This window comes from Pseudomonas sp. ES1, assembly GCF_050586605.1.
Classification (GTDB): domain Bacteria; phylum Pseudomonadota; class Gammaproteobacteria; order Pseudomonadales; family Pseudomonadaceae; genus Aquipseudomonas; species Aquipseudomonas sichuanensis.
On record NZ_JBOBDM010000040.1, the window covers coordinates 26,094 to 44,799 of the forward strand.

The window sequence follows — 18,706 nt, forward strand, 5'->3', positions numbered from 1 at the left end:
AAGGATTTGCCATGCGCCCTACCACGCTGTGCTCCACCCTCTTTGCACTCGGCCTGCTGAGCCACGCGCCGCTGACACTGGCCAACAACCTGGTGTTCTGCTCCGAAGGCAGCCCGGCAGGCTTCGACACCGCCCAGTACACCTCGGCCACCGACAACGATGCCGCCGAACCGATCTACAACCGCCTGGTCGAGTTCGAGCGCGGCGGCACCGCCGTGCATCCGGCCCTGGCCACCGACTGGCAGGTCTCCGACGACGGCCTGCGCTACACCTTCCACCTGCGGCCCGGGGTGAAGTTCCACGCCAACAAGGGCTTCCAGCCCACCAGGGATTTCAACGCCGACGACGTGCTGTTCACCTTCAACCGCATGCTCGACAAGCAGCACCCGTTCCGCCAGGCCTACCCCACCGAATTTCCGTACTTCATCAGCATGGGGCTGGACAAGAACATCGCCAAGGTCGAGAAGACCGCCCCGCTGACCGTGGCATTCACCCTCAACAAGGTCGATGCCGCGTTCATCCAGAACCTCGCCATGGCCTTCGCCGCTATCCTCTCCGCCGAGTACGCCGAGCACCTGCTGGCCGAGGGCAGGCCGAGCGACATCAACCAGAAACCGATCGGCACCGGCCCGTTCGTGTTCCAGCGTTACCAGAAAGACGCGCAGATTCGCTACAAGGGCAACAAGGACTATTGGGCACCGGACCAGGTGAAGCTCGACAACCTGGTGTTCTCCATCAACATCGACCCGTCGGTACGCATCCAGAAGCTGCGCCGCAACGAATGCCAGGTCACCCTGCACCCGCGCCCGGCCGACCTGCCCGCACTCAGGCAGGACGGCAAGCTGCAGGTGCTGCAGCAACCCGGCTTCAACCTCGGCTACATCGCCTACAACACCCAGCACCCACCCTTCGACCGCCTCGAAGTACGCCAGGCCATGGACATGGCGGTGAACAAGCAGGCGATCATCCAGGCCGTCTACCAGGAAGCCGGGCAACTGGCGGTGAACGCCATGCCGCCCACCCAGTGGTCCTACGACGACTCGCTCAAGGACGCACCTTTCGACCCGCAAAAAGCCAAGAGCCTGCTCAAGCAGGCCGGGGTCAAGGAAGGCACCGAGATCACCCTCTGGGCCATGCCCGTACAGCGCCCCTACAACCCCAACGCCAAGCTCATGGCCGAAATGCTCCAGGCCGACTGGAGCAAGCTCGGTTTCAAGGTGCGCATCGTCAGCTACGAGTGGGGGGAATACCTCAAGCGCATGAAAAGCGGTGAGCACGATATCGCCCTGATCGGCTGGACCGGCGACAACGGCGACCCCGACAACTGGCTGGGCACGCTCTACAACTGCGACGCCATCGGCAGCAACAACTACTCGCTGTGGTGCGACCCGCAGTACGACGCGCTGGTCAAGCAAGCCAAACAGGTCACCGACCGCGAACAACGCAGCGCCCTCTACCAGCAGGCCCAGCAACGCCTCAAGCAACAGGTACCGATCACGCCCGTAGCCCATTCCACGGTCAACCAACCGCTGAGCAGCAACGTCAACGATTTCAAGGTCAGCCCCTTCGGACGCAACGTTTTCTCCGGCGTCAGTATCGATTGACCCCTGCATTGTCTGGCCGGGAGTGCGACCCACTCCCGCGGCCGCGTGCAGCCTGGATTTGCCTGGCGACCCCAGGCGAATACCTGCAGTACCGCGTCACCGTTGCAGGCCCGGCCCACGAGGCACGGGTAATAACTAAAAGAATAGAAAGGGAGCTTTGATTTTGAAACGCACCATGAAAACCGCACTGGCCTTGTCCATCGGCGCCTTCAGCGCCCTGGCCCAGGCCGAACCGATGAGCCAGGACTTCGTCCCCACCACGCTCAAGTCCAGCAGTGAACAAGCCGAGGCCAAGGGCTTCATCGACGGCCAGAGTCTGTCCGGCAGTACTCGCAACTGGTATGCCCGCGAACGCGCCACCCGCGCACCACTGTGGAAGTACTACAAGAGCGACGGCACCCGTCATCCCACCCACAGCCGCGACAACTGGGTGCAGGGCACCATCCTCAACTACAGCTCTGGCTTCACCGAGGGCACCGTGGGCTTCGCCGTCGAGGCCGCCGCCTACAACGCCGTTGCGCTGGAGCGCGGCCGTGCCGCCGTGGCCGGCCCCAACAACCGCACGCTCACCCACAGCGACGGCGACGTGATCGGCCAGTGGAGCAAGATGGGCCTGGGCAACGTCAAGGCGCGGGTGTCCAACACCACCCTCACCCTCGGCCGCCAGGCGGTCGACACCCCGATGATCGCCTACATCGGCAACCGCGCGCTGCCGTCGAGCTTCCAGGGTGCGTTCCTGCACAGCGCCGAGTTCGACAACCTGTCGTTCGACCTGGGCACCTTCGACCGCGTCTCGCCACGTACCGAGCAGAGCCTGAGCAAGTTCCGCAGCGAATACGGCAATGGCGTGGAAACCGACCGCGCCAGCACCGCCGGCATCAACTACCAGCCGCTGAAAAGCCTGAGTACCAGCCTGTACGCCACCAAGGTCGACGACTTCTGGAACCAGTACTACTTCGGCGCCAACCATGTGCTGGGCGACAGCGCGGTGCTGAGCCTGACCACCGGCTTGAACTACTACAAGACCGTAGACGCCGGCAGCAAGAAGATGGGCGAGATCGACAACGACACCTACAGCCTGTCGTTCGGCCTGACCCATCAGGCCCACACCCTGAGCGCGTCGTGGCAGCAGGTGAATGGCAACGAGTACTTCGACTACCTGCATGAAACCAACGGCATCTACCTGGCCAACTCGCTGCTGTCGGACTTCAACGGCCCCAACGAGAAATCGCTGCAGATCAGCTATGTGCTGAACATGGCGCCCTACGGTGTGCCGGGCCTCAAGTTCAACCTGTACAACGCCCGCGGCTGGGGCATCGACGGCACCCACTACAAGGGTAACGTCTACGACGTGAAAGGCCTCGACGGCGAAACCCACTACGAGTGGGGCTTCGGCACCAGCTACGCGGTGCAGAGCGGCCCGCTGAAAGACACCAGCATCCGTGCCACCTACACCGCCCACCGCGCCAGCAAGGCCCAGGGCGATGGCAGCCTCGACGAGTTCCGCCTGGTCACCACCATTCCATTCAACATTCTCTGACCGCTGGCGCCACGGCCCGACTCCCCACGGGCCGTGGCGGCTACGCTGGAATAGCACTGCAGGGAGGTTTCATGAAATCGTTACCGCTACGCGCTGCCCTGGCAGCGGTCATCCTGGGCGCTGCATCCACCGTTGCGGCCAAGCCGCTGGTGGTGTGCACCGAGGCCAGCCCCGAGGGCTTCGACATTGTCCAGTACACCACCGCCGTCACCGCCGACGCCTCGGCCGAAACCGTCTTCAATCGCCTGGTCGACTTCAAACCAGGCACCACGGATATCCAGCCAGCCCTGGCCACCCATTGGGACATCAGCCCGGACGGCCTGGTCTACACCTTCCACCTGCGCGAAGGCGTGAAGTTCCACAGCACCGACTACTTCACCCCCACCCGCGATTTCAACGCCGACGACGTGCTGTGGAGCCTGAACCGCCAGCTCAGGCCAGACCACCCGTGGCACGACAAGAGCAGCGTCGGCTACCCCTATTTCGAGAGCATGGCCTTCAAGGACCTGCTCAAATCGGTGGAGAAGACCGACGACCACACCGTGGTGATCACCCTGACCCGCCCGGAAGCACCGTTCCTGCATGACCTGGGCATGGCCTTCACCTCGATCTACTCCGCCGAATACGGCGACCAGTTGCTCAAGGCCGGCAAAACCGCCGAGCTCAACAGCAAGCCCATCGGCACCGGCCCGTTCGTCTTTCAGCGCTACAACAAGGATGCCCAGGTCCGCTACAAGCCCAACCCGGACTACTTCCGTGGCAAGCCACCGGCCGACGCTCTGATCTTCGCCATCGCCACCGACAGCAATGTTCGCCTGCAAAAACTGCGTGCCAACGAGTGCCAGGTGGCGCTGTACCCCAAGCCTGACGACGTGTCCTCGATCAAGGCCGACCCGAAACTCAAGGTTGCCGAGATCGAAGCGCTGGTCACCGGCTACATCGCGATGAACACCGAGCACAAGTACCTGAGCGACGTCCGCGTGCGCAAGGCGATCAACATGGCCTTCGACCGCCAGACCCACGTCGACCAGCTGTTCGGCAAGGGCAACGCGATGGTTGGGGTCAACCCGTATCCACCGTCCATGCTCGGCTACAACAGTGCCAACCAGAACCCGCCCCACGACCTGGACAAGGCTCGCGCCCTGCTCAAGGAAGCCGGCGTACCGGAAGGCACCGTGATCACCCTGTTCACCCGCAATGGTGGTGGCGCGACCAACCCCAACCCACGCCTGTCCGCAGAAATGCTCCAGGCCGACCTGGCCAAGGTCGGCATCAAGCTCGATATTCGCGTGATGGAATGGGCCGAAATGTTGCGCCGAGCCAAGAACGGCGAGGCCGACCTCGTGTCGACCGGCTGGGCCGGTGACAACGGCGACCCGGACAACTTCCTCAGCCCGCTGCTCAGCTGCGATGCAGCAAAATCCGGCGAGAACTATGCACGCTGGTGCAACCCCAAGTTCCAGCAGTTGATCACCCGCGCCCGCGAAGCCATCGACAACGACGAACGCGCCAAGCTCTATAGCGAAGCGCTGGCGGTGTACGATGAGGACCAACCGTGGATCAGCATGGCCCACCCGAAGATGTTCACTGCGATGCGCGAGAACGTCGAGGGCTACGTGATCAACCCACTGACCAACAATAACTTCGCCACCACCAAGGTGAAGTAGAACAACAACGACCGCCGGCGATCTGCAAGGCAGCCGGCGGCTGTGCCCTTAGTGGCTGATGAGGTACCCCCAACATGTTGAGTTTCATTGCCCGGCGCCTAGGCCTGCTGATCCCGACCTTCTTCGGTATCACCCTGCTGACCTTCGCACTCATACGCCTGATCCCTGGCGACCCTGTCGAAGTGATGATGGGCGAACGCAGGGTCGACCCCGAAATGCACGCCCAGGCCATGGAGCGCCTGGGCCTGAACAAACCGCTCCCGGTGCAGTACCTGGACTACGTCGGCAAGCTTGCCCAGGGCGATCTCGGTGAGTCGCTGCGCACCCGCGAAAGCGTCTGGCACGAGTTCACCACGCTGTTCCCGGCGACCCTCGAACTGGCCTTTGCCGCCCTGCTGTTCGCCGGCATCATCGGCCTGCTGGCCGGGGTGATCGCCGCGCTCAAGCGCGGTTCGCTGTTCGACCACGGCGTCATGGGCATCTCGCTGGCCGGCTACTCCATGCCGATCTTCTGGTGGGGCCTGATTCTGATCATGTTCTTCTCCGTGAGCCTGGGCTGGACGCCAGTTTCCGGGCGCATCGACCTGCTTTACGACATCGAGCCGAAGACCGGCTTCATGCTCATCGACACCCTGCTCAGCGACGAAGAAGGGGCGTTCAAGGACGCGCTGATGCACCTGATCCTGCCGGCCATCGTGCTGGGCACCATCCCGCTGGCGGTGATCGCCCGCATGACCCGCTCGTCGATGCTCGAAGTGCTGCGCGAGGATTACATCCGCACCGCCCGCGCCAAAGGCCTGTCGCCCGCCCGCGTGGTGTTCATCCACGGCCTGCGCAACGCCCTGATCCCGGTACTGACCGTGTTCGGCCTGCAGGTCGGCACGCTGCTGGCCGGCGCCGTGCTCACCGAAACCATCTTCTCCTGGCCGGGCATCGGCAAATGGCTGATCGAAGCCATCGGCGCCCGTGACTACCCTGTGGTGCAGAACGGCATTCTGCTGATCGCCTGCCTGGTGATCCTGGTCAACTTCGTCGTGGACATCCTCTACGGCCTGGTCAACCCACGCATCCGCCATCAGCGCTGAGGACTTCGTCATGACCAGCCCGATTCCAAAATCCGTCACTCCGCCAGCCGCGGTTGACCAAAGTTTGCTCTACCCCTCGCCCTACAAGGAGTTCTGGCAGGCCTTCTCGCGCAACAAAGGCGCGGTGGCCGGCCTGGCCTTCATGACCCTGGTGGTGTTCTGCGCACTGTTCGCCCCCTGGGTGGCACCGCACAACCCCAGCGAGCAGTACCGCGACTTCCTGCTCACGCCACCGGTGTGGCTCGAAGGCGGCACCTGGCAGTTCATCCTCGGCACCGACGAACTGGGCCGCGACCTGCTTTCACGGCTTATCCAGGGCGCACGCCTGTCGCTGCTGATCGGCCTGTCGTCGGTGGTGATGTCGCTGATCCCCGGCATCCTGCTGGGCCTGTTGGCCGGGTTCTTCCCGCAGATTCTCGGCCCGTCGATCATGCGCCTGATGGATGTGATGCTCGCCCTGCCCTCGCTGCTGCTGGCCGTGGCCATCGTCGCCATCCTCGGGCCTGGCCTGATCAACACGGTGATCGCCATCGCCATCGTCTCGCTGCCGTCCTACGTACGCCTGACCCGCGCCGCGGTGATGGGCGAGCTGAACCGTGACTACGTGACCGCCGCACGCCTGGCCGGCGCCAGCCTGCCACGGCTGATGTTCGTCACCGTGCTGCCCAACTGCATGGCGCCATTGATCGTGCAGGCCACCTTGAGTTTCTCCTCGGCAATCCTCGACGCCGCCGCCCTGGGCTTCCTCGGCCTTGGCGTGCAACCGCCCACCCCCGAGTGGGGCACCATGCTGGCCTCGGCGCGCGACTACATCGAGCGCGCCTGGTGGGTGGTGAGCCTGCCCGGCCTGACCATCCTGCTCAGTGTCCTGGCCATCAACCTGATGGGCGACGGCCTGCGCGATGCGCTGGACCCGAAACTCAAGAACGCCGCCTGAGGAGACCGCCATGTCACTGTTGCAGATCAACAACCTGAACGTGCGCTTCGGCGACGCCAATGCAGTACCGGTGGTGGACGGCCTCGACCTGAACGTGGACGCCGGCGAGATCCTCGCCATCGTAGGCGAGTCCGGCTCCGGCAAATCGGTCACCATGATGGCCCTGATGGGGCTGATCGACGCCCCCGGGCGCATCACCGCCGATGCCCTCACCTTCGATGGCACCGACATGCTCAAGCTCAGCGGCCGACAACGGCGCAAGGTGGTGGGCAAGGACATCGCCATGGTCTTCCAGGACCCGATGACCGCGCTCAACCCCAGTTACACCGTGGGCTACCAGATCGAGGAAGTGCTGCGTCAACACCTCGGGCTCAAGGGCAAGGCCGCCCGCCAGCGGGCCCTGGAGTTGCTGAAAAAAGTCGAGATCCCGGGCGCCGAAAGCCGCCTGGACGCCTACCCGCACCAGCTGTCCGGTGGCATGAGCCAACGGGTGGCGATCGCCATGGCCATCGCCGGTGAGCCCAAGCTGCTGATCGCCGACGAACCGACCACCGCGCTGGATGTGACCATCCAGGCGCAGATCATGGAGCTGCTGGTCAACCTGCAGAAAGAGCGCAACATGGCGCTCATCCTGATCACCCACGACCTGGCCGTGGTCGCCGAGACCGCCAAACGCGTGTGTGTGATGTATGCAGGCCAGGCCGTCGAAGTCGGCCAGGTGCCGGAGCTGTTCGACATCCCCGCCCACCCCTACAGCGAAGCGCTGCTGGCGGCCATCCCCGAGCACAGCATCGGCGCCGAACGCCTGGCCACCCTGCCCGGCATCGTCCCCGGCCGCTACGACCGCCCGCAGGGTTGCCTGCTGTCGCCACGCTGCCCTTACGTGCAGGACAACTGCCGCCGCCAACGCCCCGCCCTCGACCCACAGGCCCATAGCCTGGTGCGTTGCTTCTACCCGCTCAACCAGGAGGTGGCGTGATGGCCGTCGTTCTTTCAGCCCGTGAGCTGACCCGTCATTACGAAGTGTCCCGCGGCCTGTTCAAGGGCAATGCCCTGGTGCGTGCGCTGAACGGCGTCTCGTTCGAACTGGAAGCTGGCAAAACCCTGGCCGTGGTCGGCGAATCGGGTTGCGGCAAGTCGACCCTGGCCCGTGCCTTGACCTTGATCGAGGAGCCGTCGTCCGGCTCGCTGCAGATCGCCGGCACCGAGGTCAACGGCGCCGGCAAGGCCGAGCGCAAGCAACTGCGCCGCGATGTGCAGATGGTGTTCCAGAGCCCCTACGCCTCGCTCAACCCGCGGCAGAAGATCGGTGACCAGTTGGCCGAGCCACTGCTGATCAACACCTCGCTGAGCAAGGCCGAGCGCCGCGAGAAAGTGCAGAAGATGATGGAGCAGGTGGGCCTGCGCCCCGAGCACTACCAGCGCTACCCGCACATGTTTTCCGGTGGCCAGCGCCAGCGCATCGCCCTGGCCCGGGCGATGATGCTGCAGCCCAAGGTGCTGGTGGCGGATGAGCCGACCTCGGCGCTCGACGTGTCGATCCAGGCCCAGGTGCTGAACCTGTTCATGGATCTGCAGAAGGAGTTCAACACCGCCTACGTGTTCATCTCCCACAACCTGGCGGTGGTGCGCCATGTGGCTGACCAGGTGCTGGTGATGTACCTGGGCCGCCCGGCGGAGATGGGGCCGAAGGAGGATATCTACGATAAACCCCTGCATCCGTACACCCAGGCACTGTTGTCGGCGACGCCAGCGATTCATCCGGACCCGCTGAAGCCGAAGATCCGCATTGCCGGTGAGCTGCCCAACCCGCTGAATCCGCCGGATGGCTGTGCGTTCCACAAGCGTTGCCCGTATGCGACCGAGCGTTGCGCCAAGGAGGTGCCGGCGCTGAGGCAAGTGGGTACAAGGCAGGTGGCCTGCCATTACGCGGAACAGTTCCTTTAAGTCCGCGTAAGCTTCTTCGCGGGTAAACCCGCTCCCACAGGACTTCCATCAAACCTTTGGGAGCGGGCTTACCCGCGAAGGGCCGCAAGGCGGCACCAGGGATCTCAATGCATGAAGAACCAGATCAGAATGATCACCGGAATCGGCACACCAATCATCCACAGCAGTATCGAGCGCATGATGCTTCTCCTCGTTCGTGGTCTACCAAGGTCCGTGCAGCGCTCATGCCAGTTGTGTCAAAAAATGACATCCATATGAAACAAGGCCTTAGCTGTTAAGCCGCTTTGATTCGCCGTGCAAAATGCCGGATCACCGCTTGGCCCCAAAGGCGTTCTGCAATGCCTGGCCTTGTCACCCGCAAGCGGGCCAATGCACTATCGCTGCCATGACCTCGACCACCCTCCCCGACGGCCCCGGGCAAACCCCGCTCACCGCCGACACCGTCATGCGCTACCACCTGTGCTGGAAGCATCGCGACCTGGACGGGGTGATGGCGCTGTACCACCCGGATATCCAGTACCACGACTTCTTCCAGAACCGCGTGCTCGGCCATGACGAGCTGCGCGACTACGTGCGCGCCTGCCTGCCCCACGAGGCCGGCGAGGACATCGTCCACAGCGACCGCATTCGCGTCGACGGCTGTACCGCGTTCATCCAGTACCAGGTCACCGTGCAAGGTGGCGAAGGGCTGGTGGCGTTCCAGTCCAGCGAGGCGATCACGGTCAAGGACGGGTTGATCTGGCGGATCAACGAATACGCAACGCTGGTGCGCCAGCACGCCAAGGGCAGCCAGGCGGACGGCCCGCGCCCGGCCACCAGCCGCCTGGGTCTGTCGCCGCGCCAGCTGTCGACCATGGCCCAGGACCTGGAGCACTACTTCAATCACCAGCGCCCCTACCTGGACCCCGAGCTGGACCTGCAACAAGTGGCCGACGAAAGCGGCTACAGCCGCAACCAGATTTCCTACCTGCTCAACCAGGTGCTGGGCCAGAGCTTCTACCGCTACGTCAACCAGGCGCGCCTGCAATACCTGATGGCCGGCCTGGACAACGGCAGCGCCGAAGCCCCGATCGACCAGCTGGCGTTCAATGCCGGGTTCAACTCGCTGTCGGCGTTCTACAAGTGCTTCCGCGAACACACCGGGCTCTCACCCAAGGCCTACCTCAAGCAAATTTCCCTGCGTGCACGCACGTAAGACAGCCATCGCAGCGCACTAATAGGATCGCCCACAGACCAAGACGGATGTGGAGCACGACCCGATGCAACCCCTGCGCACGATCAGCCTGTGGATGGACCAGCTCGATGAGCCGCTGTGCGCACGCCCGGCACTGCGCGCAGACCTGGACCTCGATGTATGCATCATCGGCGCCGGCTACACCGGGCTGTGGACCGCCTACTACCTCAAGCGCCAGGCCCCGCAACTGAACATTGCGGTGATCGAGGCCAACATCGCCGGCTTCGGCGCCTCCGGGCGCAATGGCGGCTGGCTGATGGGCAACCTACTGGGTGAGGACCGCCTGCTGGCCAGCCTGTCACCGCAACAGCGCCGAGCCAGCATCGACCTGCTGCACGGCATCCCCGACGAAGTGCACAGCGTGCTGCAGCGCGAAGGCATCGACTGCGACTACCGCAAGGGCGGCGTACTCTACTGTGCAGCCCGCTACCCGGAGCAGGAACGCAGCCTGCGCGCCTGGCTGGACGACCTGTATCGCCAGGGCATGACCGAGGACGACTACCACTGGCTGCGCCCCGAGCAGCTGGATGCGCACCTGCGCATCAGCAACCCCTACGGCGCGATCTTCAGCCCGCACACCGCGACCATCCAGCCGGCCAAGCTGGTGCGCGGGCTGGCTCGAGCCGTGGAAAACCTGGGTGTAGCCATCTACGAAAACACCCCGGCCATCGACTGGCAAACCGGCGAGGTACGCACACCCTTGGCGCGCATCCGCAGCCACTGGGTCGTGCCGGCAGTGGAGGGCTATGCCGCCAGCCTGCCGCCGCTCGGGCGCCATCAGTTGCCGGTGCAGAGCCTGCTGGTGGCCACCGAGCCGCTGCCGGAATCGACCTGGGAGCAGATCGGCCTGAGCCAGGGCCAGGCCTTCAGCGAAAGCAGCCGCCAGGTCACCTATGGCCAGCGCAGCGCCGATAACCGCCTGGTGTTCGGCGCCCGCGGTGGCTACCGCTTCGGCGGCAGGCTACGCGAAGATTTCACCCTCACCGACAGCGAAGTCGACCTGCGTCGCTACCTGTTCGGCGAGCTGTTCCCGCAGCTCAAGCACGTGCGCATCACCCATTCCTGGGGCGGCAACCTGGGCATGGCCCGGCGCTTCAGGCCGCACATGCTCTGCGACCGCCAGCGTGGCATGGCCCTGTCGGGCGGCTACGGCGGCGAAGGCGTCGGTGCCACCAACCTCGGCGGGCGCACCCTGGCGGCGCTGATCCTCGGCCAGCACAACGCCCTCACCGCCCAGCCCTGGGTACACGACAACCGCCCGCTGGCCAGCCTGGCCAGTTGGCCGCCCGAGCCGTGCCGCTGGCTGGGCTACAACGCGATCATCCAGAGTTTCGTCCACGAGGACCGGACCCTCGCCAGCCCGGCCAGCGCCCCCTGGCGGCGGCGCCTGGCCAGCGGGCTGGCCGACTTCATGGAAGGCTTCATGCACTGACTTCCCCCTCCACCACAACAGGATCCACCGGTCATGAGCATCACCCAGTTCAAGCACACCGACAGCGCCATCCTGCAGAGCAGCAACCCGGTCGCCGTGCCCCTCGGCGAGCCGGTCGCCGTCACCTCGGTCACCTGCGTCGAACGCAGCGACGGGGTCGAGACCGGCATCTGGGAATGCACCCCCGGGCGCTGGCGGCGGCAGATCGTGCAACAGGAGTTCTGCCATTTCATCAAGGGCCGCTGCACCTTCACCCCCGACGGTGGCGAGCCCCTGGTCATAGAAGCCGGAGACGCACTGATGCTACCGGCCAACAGCGTCGGCACCTGGGACATCCAGGAGACCGTGCGCAAGACCTACGTTCTGATCTTCTGATCCGCTGATCGCCTGCCTTCGATAACAACAGACAAAGCAAGGTAACCCCGACATGCGCACGCTCCTTCTCGCTCCCCTGATGCTGGCCGCCAGCGTGGCCAGCGCCGCCGACACGGTGAAGATCTACAACTGGTCGAGCTACATCGCCCCCGACACCCTGAAGAACTTCCAGCAGGCCAGTGGCATCGTGCCGACCTACGACGTGTTCGACAGCAACGAGACCCTCGACGGCAAGCTGATGACCGGCAACTCCGGCTACGACGTGGTGTTCCCCTCCAACCACTTCATGGCCCGGCAGATCCAGGGCAAGGCCTTGAAGAAGCTCGACAAGTCGCAGCTGCCCAACTGGAAGAACCTCAACCCGGTGCTGCTCAAGGCCCTGGAGGTCAACGACCCGGGCAACCAGTACGGTTTCCCGTACCTGTGGGGCAGCACCGGCATCGGCTACAACATCGACAAGGTCAAGGCGGTGCTGGGCGACAACGCCCCGGTCGATTCCTGGGACCTGATCTTCAAGCCCGAGTACATCGGCAAGCTGAAAAGCTGCGGCGTGGCGGTGCTGGACAACGGCCCCGAACTGCTGCCGATCGCCCTGCATTACCTGGGCTTGCCGCAACACAGCCAGGACCCGGCCGACTACGACAAGGCCAAGGCGCTGCTGATGAAGGTGCGCCCGTACATCAGCTACTTCCATTCGTCGAAGTACACCGGCGACCTGGCCAATGGCGATGTGTGCGTGGTGGTGGGTTTCTCGGGCGACGTGCTGCAGGCGAAGAACCGCGCCGAAGAGGCGAAGAACGGGGTGAAGGTGGGGTATTCGATCCCCAAGGAAGGCGCACCGTTGTGGTTCGACATGGTCGCCATGCCGGCCGATGCCCCGGACGAAAAAGCGGGCTATGCCTACATGAACTACCTGCTGCAGCCTGAGGTGATGGCGGGCATCAGCAATTTCGTGCAGTACGCCAATGGCAACCAGCAGGCCGACGCGAAGGTGGACCCGGCCATCAAGGGCAACACGATGATCTACCCGAGCGAGGATGTGATGGGCAAGCTGTATGCCCTGGAGGCGATGCCGGCGAAGATTGACCGCATCAGGACGCGGATCTGGACCAGCATAAAAGCAGGCAACTGACATTCGTCAGTTGCAAAGTCTCAAGCTGCAAGCGGCAAGAAGAAACGGGCCAATTCGGGCCCGCTTCTTCTTGTAGCTTGTAGCTTGCAACTTGTAGCTGCTGTTAATGATGCTCGCGGGTCGCGCGGAACTTCACATCCGGCCAGCGCTCTTCCATCAGCGACAGGTTGACCCGGGTCGGCGCCAGGTAGGTCAGGTGCCCGCCGCCATCGATGGCCAGGTTCTCCATGGCCTTGTTCTGGAAGTCCTCGAGCTTCTTCTTGTCATCGCAGCTGATCCAGCGCGCCGACCACACGGTGATGGGCTCGTAGGCGCACTCGACCTTGTACTCTTCCTTCAAACGGCTGGCGACCACATCGAACTGCAGCACACCGACCGCACCCAGGATGATGTCGTTGCTGCGCTGGGGGAAGAACACCTGGGTCGCACCCTCTTCGGCCAACTGCTGCAGGCCTTGGCGCAGCTGCTTGGATTTCAGCGGGTCCTTCAGGCGCACGCGGCGGAACAGCTCCGGGGCGAAGTGCGGGATACCAGTGAAGCCCAGCGCCTCGCCTTCAGTGAAGGTGTCGCCGATCTGGATGGTGCCGTGGTTGTGCAGGCCGATGATGTCGCCGGCGAAGGCCTCGTCGAGCTGTTCACGCTCGGAGGAGAAGAAGGTCAGCGCATCGCCGATGCGCAGGTCCTTGCCGGTGCGCACGTGGCGCATCTTCATGCCCTTTTCGTACTTGCCCGAGCAGATGCGCATGAAGGCGATGCGGTCGCGGTGTTTCGGGTCCATGTTCGCCTGGATCTTGAACACGAAGCCCGAGAATTTCTCTTCCACCGGCTCCACGGTACGCTCGTGGGCCACACGTGCCAGCGGGCGCGGCGCCCAGTCGACCACCGCGTCGAGCACATGGTCGACACCGAAGTTGCCCAATGCAGTACCGAAGAACACCGGGGTGAGCTGGCCGTTGATGAACTCGTCCTGGTCGAACTCGTGGCAGGCGCCCTGCACCAGCTCAAGTTGCTCGAGGAAGCGCTCGTATTCGTCACCCAGGTGCGCGCGGGCTTCATCGGAGTCGAGCTTTTCGATGATCTTCACCGCGGTACGCTCGTGGCCGTGGCCCGGGGTGTAGACGATGATGTAGTCGCCCGCCAGGTGGTACACGCCCTTGAAATCGCGGTAGCAACCGATCGGCCAGGTGATCGGCGCGGCCTTGATCTTCAGTACTGCCTCGATTTCGTCGAGCAGCTCGATCGGGTCGCGGATATCACGGTCGAGTTTGTTGATGAAGCTGACGATGGGCGTGTCGCGCAGGCGGCAGACGTCCATCAGGGCGATGGTGCGCGGCTCTACACCCTTACCGCCGTCGAGCACCATCAGCGCCGAGTCCACCGCGGTCAGGGTGCGGTAGGTATCTTCCGAGAAGTCTTCGTGGCCGGGGGTGTCGAGCAGGTTGATCATGTGCTCGCGGTAAGGGAACTGCATCACCGAGGTGGTGATGGAGATGCCGCGCTGCTTCTCCATTTCCATCCAGTCGGAGGTGGCGTGGCGGTCGGACTTGCGCGACTTCACGGTGCCCGCGACGGAGATCGCCTTGCCCATCAACAGGAGCTTCTCGGTGATGGTGGTCTTACCGGCGTCGGGGTGGGAAATGATTGCGAAAGTGCGGCGCTTCGCGACTTCGGCGGCCTGGTTGGTCATGGGAAATCGCCTGACTGGGGGATTAAAAAAGGGGCCGTATCATACCTGAAGTTGGCCCTAGACCAAAATTTGCGGAACCAGCGGCACCTGTTCCGGCCCTTTCGCGGGTGAACCCGCTCCCACAGGTACTGCACTTGGCCTGAGGTCAGTGGAGAGCTCAGGTGCTGCATGGCTATCGCACAAGACTTTGGGGCAATGCAGAACCCTGTGGGAGCGGGTTTACCCGCGAAAGGGCCGGCACTGCCACAGCAAATTCATCAGGCAACCGCTTCATCACGACAAATAGCCGCAGCGCAGTTATTTCAACGCCTGCAGCGCATTAACCTGCTGTTTTTTCTCGCCAAAATCCCCTCACCCCAGTGATTAACACTGGCCAAATGCCGCCTCAGATGGGAACCTTTACGCCCACGGAGACGTCCACTCCCCTGCAACCCGCTTCGGTTGGGGGATTGGTTTCATCAGCATTTTCGGGCCCGACGGGGTTCGGCTCATGGCGTGATCGCGGCGTTCTGCCCGCCTCGCGCTGCTACTCGCGTTCACACCGCCCGCCGCCAGGAATGGCCGGCCACACGGGGGTGCGAGCGCCGACTACAAGAAGGAGTCCGCCTGTGGCTGCACGCTACGGAAAAGGGCTGTTGGGATGGGCCGCCGTGCTCGTCATCCTGGCCCTGCTGATCCACTGGATCGGCATCGATACGATCGCCCGCTACCGCGACGATCTTGCTTTCTACCTGCAAGCGCACCTGATGCTGGTGCTGGCTTCGATGGCGGCGGCGTTGGCCGTGGGCATCCCCGCCGGCATTGCCCTGAGTCGACCGCAACGGGTCGACAAAGCCGAACGCTTCATGCAGTTTTTCAACATTGGCAACACCATTCCTCCCCTGGCCGTTCTGGCCATCGCCCTGAGCGTTCTGGGCATCGGCGCAGGTCCTGCGATCTTCGCGCTGTTCCTCGCCTCGCTGCTGCCCATCGTGCGCAACACCTACGAGGGCCTGAAAAACGTCCCTGCCTCGCTCAAGGAAGCCGCCACCGGCATCGGCATGACCCCGCGCCAGCAGTTGTGGCAGGTGGAGCTGCCCAACGCCGTGCCGATCATTGTCGGCGGCGTGCGGGTGGCCCTGGCCTTGAACGTGGGCACCGCGCCCCTGGCGTTCCTCATCGGCGCCAACAGCCTGGGCAGTTTGATCTTCCCCGGCATCGCCCTGAACAACCAACCGCAGCTGTTGCTCGGCGCCGCGTGCACGGCACTGCTGGCCCTGGTGCTCGACGCGCTGGTGAGTGCCTCCAGCAAGCGCTGGCTGGAACGTGGCCTGGCCCACTAAAAAAGGGAATCCATGAACAAGACAATCGCCTTGCTGCTGGGCGCGGCCCTGCTGTACGCAGGATTTGCCCAGGCAGCGGAAAAACCGCTGATCCACGTCGGTGCGCGGATGTTCACCGAACAGACCGTGCTCGCCGAAATCACCGCCCAGTACCTGCGTGCCCACGGCTTCGAGGTACGCGTGACCACCGGCCTTGGCAGCAACATCGCGCGCCAGGCGCAGGAGACCGGCCAGCTCGACCTGATGTGGGAATACACCGGCGTGTCGCTGGTGTCCTACAACCATATCGACGAGCGCATGCCCAACGCAGACGCCACCTACGCCCGAGTAAAAGCACTCGATGGCAAAAAAGGCCTGGTCTGGCTGACCCCGTCGAAGTTCAGCAACACCTATGCCCTGGGCCTGCCCAAGCAGGTCGCCGAGGCCTATCCGCAGATCAACACGATCAGCGACCTCAACCGGGTACTGCACGACGAGCACCAACGCCTGCACCTGGTCGCGCTGGACACCGAGTTCGCCAACCGCCCCGATGGCCTGGTCGGCCTGCGCGAGCAGTACGGCCTGCCGCTGGACCGGCGCAACATCCGCCAGATGGACGGCGGCCTGGTGTACACCGCGATGCGCAATAACCAGGTATTCGCCGGCCTGGTCTACACCACCGACGGTCGCCTGAACGCGTTCAGCCTCAAGCTGCTCGAAGACGACAAGCACTACTTCCCCGACTACACCGCCGCCCCGGTGCTGCGCCAGGCCGTGCTCGACGCCCACCCGCAGCTGGCCACGCTGCTCAAGCCACTGGCCGAACAGCTGGATGACGAGACAATGCGCCAGCTCAACGCCAAGGTCGATGTCGAGCACCAGAGCCCGACCGTGGTCGCCGCAGCGTTCCTGCAAGCGCACCCACTCAGCGAGGTGAAACCATGAACCTGCTCGACACCTTCGCCCACCTGGACTGGGCCCAAGTCCTGCAACTGACCGGGCAGCACATCACCCTGGTCGGCATCGCGGTGGGCCTGGCGATCCTCGTCGGCGTGCCGCTGGGCATCCTGATGACCCGCTTCCCGTCACTGGCCGGCCCGCTGCAGGCCAGCGCCACGGTGCTGCTGACCATTCCGTCGATCGCCCTGTTCGGCCTGCTGCTGCCGTTCTACTCGAAGTTCGGCCAGGGCCTCGGCCCGCTGCCGGCCATCACCGCGGTGTTCCTTTACTCACTGCTGCCGATCCTGCGCAACACCTACCTGGCCCTGACCAATGTCGAGCCGGGTATCCGTGAGGCCGCGCGCGGCATCGGCATGACCTTCGGCCAGCGCCTGCGCATGGTCGAGCTGCCCATCGCCGTGCCGGTGATCCTCGCCGGCGTGCGCACCGCCGTGGTGATGAACATCGGCGTGATGACCATCGCCGCCACCATCGGCGCCGGCGGCCTGGGCGTGCTGATCCTTACCTCCATCAGCCGCAGCGACATGTCGATGCTGCTGGTCGGCGCCGTGCTGGTCAGCCTGCTGGCGATCGTCGCCGACCTGCTCCTGCAAACCCTGCAACGTGCCCTGACTCCAGAAGGACTGCGCCCATGATCGAACTGAAGAACCTCAGCAAGACCTTCCACGCCAACGGCAAGGAGGTCAAAGCCGTCGATACCGTGAGCCTCACCGTCAACGAAGGCGAGATCTGTGTGTTCCTCGGCCCCTCGGGCTGCGGCAAGAGCACCACGCTGAAAATGATCAACCGCCTGATCACCCCCACCTCGGGCCAGGTGTTCATCAATGGCGAGGACACCAGCGGGCTGGACGAAGTGACCCTGCGCCGCCGTATCGGCTACGTGATCCAGCAGATCGGCCTGTTCCCCAACATGACCATCGAGGAAAACATCACCGTCGTGCCGCGCCTGCTCGGCTGGGACAAACAGCAATGCCACGACCGCGCCCGCGAACTGATGAGCATGATCAAGCTGGAGCCCAAGCAGTACCTGCAGCGTTACCCGCGCGAGCTGTCCGGTGGCCAGCAACAGCGCATCGGGGTGATCCGCGCACTGGCCGCCGAGGCGCCGGTGCTGTTGATGGATGAGCCGTTCGGCGCGGTCGACCCGATCAACCGCGAGCTGATCCAGAACGAGTTCTTCGAGATGCAGCGGGCGCTGAACAAGACCGTGATCATGGTCAGCCACGACATCGACGAGGCGATCAAGCTGGGTGACAAGATCGCCATCTTCCGTGCCGGCAAGCTGTTGCAGCTGGATCACCCGGACTCCCTGCTGGCGCACCCGGTGGACGACTTCGTCAGCAACTTCGTCGGCCAGGACAGCACGCTCAAGCGCCTGCTGCTGGTGCGTGCCGAAGATGCCGCGGACAACGCGCCGTCGGTGAGCCCGCAAACGCCGGTGGCCGATGCGCTCGAGCTGCTCGATGAGCACGACCGCCGCTATGTGGTGGTGACCGACGAGCAGAACAAGGCGCTGGGCTATGTGCGCCGGCGCGACATGCATCGCCAACAGGGCACCTGCGGGGACTTCCTGCGGCCGTTCAACGCCACGGCATCACACGATGAACATCTGCGCATCCTGCTGTCGCGGATGTACGAGTTCAACCGGGCGTGGCTGCCGGTGCTGGATGCCGAGCAGGTGTTCCTCGGGGAGGTGACGCAGGAGTCGATTGCCGCGTACCTGAGCTCCGGGCGCTCGCGGGGTGGCAAGACCAGTATCGTGTCGCCGGCTGAGGCGGTGGCCTCCTGATAGAAAGCCGGGGGCG

General features: G+C 64.1%; 17 protein-coding genes. 16 read left to right on the forward strand and 1 reads right to left on the reverse strand.

Annotated elements, in window-relative coordinates:
- Nucleotides 1-11 precede the first annotated feature (11 nt).
- The 11 genes from ACQ4N9_RS17245 to ACQ4N9_RS17295 all read left to right on the forward strand — a co-directional run bounded on the left by ACQ4N9_RS17245 (nucleotide 12) and on the right by ACQ4N9_RS17295 (nucleotide 12,953).
- On the forward strand, nucleotides 12-1,604 hold the full coding sequence (locus tag ACQ4N9_RS17245) for an ABC transporter substrate-binding protein (RefSeq protein WP_390968404.1): 1,593 nt from the start codon (nucleotides 12-14) through the stop codon (nucleotides 1,602-1,604).
- Nucleotides 1,605-1,779: 175 nt separating this feature from the next.
- A complete protein-coding gene (locus ACQ4N9_RS17250) occupies nucleotides 1,780-3,144 on the forward strand; it encodes an OprD family porin (protein ID WP_390968406.1) in 1,365 nt (454 codons plus the stop codon).
- Nucleotides 3,145-3,215: 71 nt separating this feature from the next.
- Entirely contained in the window at nucleotides 3,216-4,811 is a 1,596-nt protein-coding gene (locus ACQ4N9_RS17255; protein ID WP_390968408.1) for an ABC transporter substrate-binding protein, read from the forward strand.
- Nucleotides 4,812-4,885: 74 nt separating this feature from the next.
- Nucleotides 4,886-5,896, forward strand: coding sequence for an ABC transporter permease subunit (locus ACQ4N9_RS17260; protein WP_125465371.1), 1,011 nt, complete (start codon nucleotides 4,886-4,888; stop codon nucleotides 5,894-5,896).
- Between the two features lie 10 nt (nucleotides 5,897-5,906).
- Complete coding sequence (locus tag ACQ4N9_RS17265) at nucleotides 5,907-6,833, forward strand: ABC transporter permease subunit (protein WP_125465372.1); 927 nt, start codon at nucleotides 5,907-5,909, stop codon at nucleotides 6,831-6,833.
- A 10-nt stretch (nucleotides 6,834-6,843) separates the two neighbouring features.
- Entirely contained in the window at nucleotides 6,844-7,812 is a 969-nt protein-coding gene (locus ACQ4N9_RS17270) for an ABC transporter ATP-binding protein (protein ID WP_125860121.1), read from the forward strand.
- Nucleotides 7,812-8,780, forward strand: coding sequence for a peptide ABC transporter ATP-binding protein (locus ACQ4N9_RS17275; protein WP_390968411.1), 969 nt, complete (start codon nucleotides 7,812-7,814; stop codon nucleotides 8,778-8,780). The genes ACQ4N9_RS17270 and ACQ4N9_RS17275 overlap by 1 nt, the downstream gene beginning before the upstream one ends.
- 385 nt (nucleotides 8,781-9,165) lie before the next feature.
- Nucleotides 9,166-9,975, forward strand: a complete 810-nt coding sequence (locus ACQ4N9_RS17280; protein ID WP_390968413.1) for a helix-turn-helix domain-containing protein — start codon at nucleotides 9,166-9,168, stop codon at nucleotides 9,973-9,975.
- A 64-nt stretch (nucleotides 9,976-10,039) separates the two neighbouring features.
- Nucleotides 10,040-11,446: an NAD(P)/FAD-dependent oxidoreductase gene (locus tag ACQ4N9_RS17285; protein WP_390968415.1), complete on the forward strand. Its 1,407-nt coding sequence runs from the start codon at nucleotides 10,040-10,042 to the stop codon at nucleotides 11,444-11,446.
- Nucleotides 11,447-11,479: 33 nt separating this feature from the next.
- Nucleotides 11,480-11,821 (forward strand): cupin domain-containing protein, encoded by a 342-nt coding sequence (locus ACQ4N9_RS17290; RefSeq protein ID WP_390968416.1) that lies wholly within the window; start codon nucleotides 11,480-11,482, stop codon nucleotides 11,819-11,821.
- Between the two features lie 52 nt (nucleotides 11,822-11,873).
- Nucleotides 11,874-12,953: a polyamine ABC transporter substrate-binding protein gene (locus tag ACQ4N9_RS17295; protein ID WP_390968418.1), complete on the forward strand. Its 1,080-nt coding sequence runs from the start codon at nucleotides 11,874-11,876 to the stop codon at nucleotides 12,951-12,953.
- A gap of 103 nt (nucleotides 12,954-13,056) precedes the next feature.
- On the opposite strand, the gene ACQ4N9_RS17300 is transcribed toward ACQ4N9_RS17295, so the two are convergent.
- The gene (locus ACQ4N9_RS17300; protein ID WP_125860125.1) at nucleotides 13,057-14,640 is read right to left on the reverse strand and encodes a peptide chain release factor 3; all 1,584 of its coding nucleotides are present in this window, start codon (nucleotides 14,638-14,640) and stop codon (nucleotides 13,057-13,059) included.
- Between the two features lie 168 nt (nucleotides 14,641-14,808).
- Here ACQ4N9_RS17300 and ACQ4N9_RS17305 point away from each other — a divergent pair, with 168 nt between their 5' ends.
- The 5 genes from ACQ4N9_RS17305 (at nucleotide 14,809) to ACQ4N9_RS17325 (ending at nucleotide 18,690) form a co-directional block, all read left to right on the forward strand.
- Nucleotides 14,809-15,003, forward strand: coding sequence for a hypothetical protein (locus ACQ4N9_RS17305; RefSeq protein ID WP_390968420.1), 195 nt, complete (start codon nucleotides 14,809-14,811; stop codon nucleotides 15,001-15,003).
- Between the two features lie 245 nt (nucleotides 15,004-15,248).
- A complete protein-coding gene (locus ACQ4N9_RS17310) occupies nucleotides 15,249-15,962 on the forward strand; it encodes an ABC transporter permease (RefSeq protein ID WP_390968422.1) in 714 nt (237 codons plus the stop codon).
- A 12-nt stretch (nucleotides 15,963-15,974) separates the two neighbouring features.
- A complete protein-coding gene (locus tag ACQ4N9_RS17315) occupies nucleotides 15,975-16,886 on the forward strand; it encodes a glycine betaine ABC transporter substrate-binding protein (RefSeq protein ID WP_390968424.1) in 912 nt (303 codons plus the stop codon).
- Nucleotides 16,883-17,536, forward strand: a complete 654-nt coding sequence (locus tag ACQ4N9_RS17320; protein WP_125860131.1) for an ABC transporter permease — start codon at nucleotides 16,883-16,885, stop codon at nucleotides 17,534-17,536. The genes ACQ4N9_RS17315 and ACQ4N9_RS17320 overlap by 4 nt, the downstream gene beginning before the upstream one ends.
- Complete coding sequence (locus ACQ4N9_RS17325; RefSeq protein ID WP_390968426.1) at nucleotides 17,533-18,690, forward strand: osmoprotectant ABC transporter ATP-binding protein OsmV; 1,158 nt, start codon at nucleotides 17,533-17,535, stop codon at nucleotides 18,688-18,690. Before ACQ4N9_RS17320 ends, ACQ4N9_RS17325 begins: the two co-directional genes overlap by 4 nt.
- Nucleotides 18,691-18,706: the final 16 nt, after the last annotated feature.